1 protein-coding gene is annotated in these 1708 nt (G+C 61.8%); it reads left to right on the forward strand.

Features of this window, described 5'->3' with window-relative positions; all coding sequences use genetic code 11:
- A partial coding sequence (locus AACY49_RS29510) for a type I polyketide synthase (protein WP_339527699.1) occupies positions 1-1708 on the forward strand: 1708 nt, incomplete at both ends.

Consider the following 1708-nt stretch of genomic DNA (forward strand, 5'->3'; position numbering starts at 1 on the left):
ATCCGGCCTTACCGCAGACGCCATTGATTATGTAGAGACCCACGGTACCGGCACGGTCCTGGGTGACCCGATCGAAGTCAACGCGCTGGGCGCCGCCCTCTGCCAAGGGCGCACTAGCGATCAGCGTCTGACCCTGGGCTCGGTCAAGGCCAACATCGGCCACCTCGAGTCCGCCGCGGGTATGGCTGGCATCATCAAAGTCGTCATGGCCCTTCAGCACAAAGAGTTCCCCCCTCAGGCCAACTACACCCAGCCCAACCCGCGTATCCGCTGGGATGAGTTCCCGCTTTCAGTGCCCACTCAACGGACGCCTTGGCCAGCCAATGGCCGACCGCGGACCGCTGGCGTCAGTGGTTTCGGTTTTGGCGGCACGAATGCTCACGTCATTTTACAAGAGGCGCCTGTTCGCTCTGCCGAGCGCATTGTCGACTGTTCACATCCGCAACATCTGCTGACGCTATCGGCCCAGAGTGCGGCCTCACTGGCTGCGCTACGACAAAAGTATGTCACTCACCTGCGCCGCCACCCCGAACTGGCACCGCAGGACCTCTGTTTTTCGGCCAATACCGGCCGTGCCGCGCTCGACTATCGGGCCGTGTTCACAGGGCGCACCCTGGAAGAACTGCACCAACAATTGCAGGACGACAATATCGCTACAGCCAACCTGCCTGTTGCCGATGCCCCACGGGTCGCCTTCTTGTTCACCGGCCAGGGCGCACAGTACCTCGGGATGGGCAAAGAACTTTATGCCAATCAGCCGACTTTCCGGGAAACCATTGACCGTTGCAGCGACTACATTCTTGCGCAGGAAAGCTGGTCGCTGGTCGACTTGCTCTATGCCGAAGGCGCTGAAGCGGCACGCCTGGACCAGACGGTGTATACCCAGCCCGCCTTGTTCTGTGTCGAGTACGCGTTGGCGACCATGTGGATGGCTTGGGGGATCACCCCGTCAGCAGTCATGGGACACAGCATTGGTGAGTACGTAGCGGCCTGCGTAGCCCAGGTCTTCAGCCTCGAAGACGCACTGAAGCTGGTCATCGCTCGCGGCCGGCTGATGCAGACTCTGCCCGCTGGCGGCGCCATGGCGGCCGTCCGGGCCGGGCAATCGGTGGTGGAAGCCGTCATTGCCGGGTTCGAGGGGGCGGTGTCGATCGCCGCCTTCAACAGTCCATCGCAAACGGTGATTTCCGGCGATGCCGATGCCGTTGCGCACTGCTGTGAAATCCTCACGGCACAGCAGGTCAGAGCCGTGCAATTGACTGTCTCGCACGCCTTCCATAGTGCGCGCCTTGAACCGATCCTCGATGCGTTTGAGCAAGTCGCTGACGAAGTCACCTATCAAACGCCGCAGATCCCTCTTATCAGCAACCTGAGCGCCGAGCCGATCACCCCCGGCATGCTGTGCGGCCGCTACTGGCGTGATCATGCCCGTCAACCCGTGGCGTTTGCTCGCGGCCTTGAAACGCTGGCCTCACTGAACTGCGAATTGTGGCTGGAAGTGGGTCCGCATCCTGTGCTCATGGACCTGGCAGCGACGCAAATGCCCGTCGGGGTGAGTGCAATGGCGATGCTCAACCGACGCCGCGACGATTGGGAGCAGACACTGGAGACCCTCGGGGCGCTCTATCGTCAAGGATGGGTACCAGACTGGAAAGCGTTTTATGCCGGTTGCGGTGGCCTGCAGGTCGAGCTGCCAGCGTATGCCTGG

The sequence above is a fragment of the Pseudomonas sp. EL_65y_Pfl2_R96 genome, from assembly GCF_963970905.1.
Lineage (GTDB): Bacteria > Pseudomonadota > Gammaproteobacteria > Pseudomonadales > Pseudomonadaceae > Aquipseudomonas.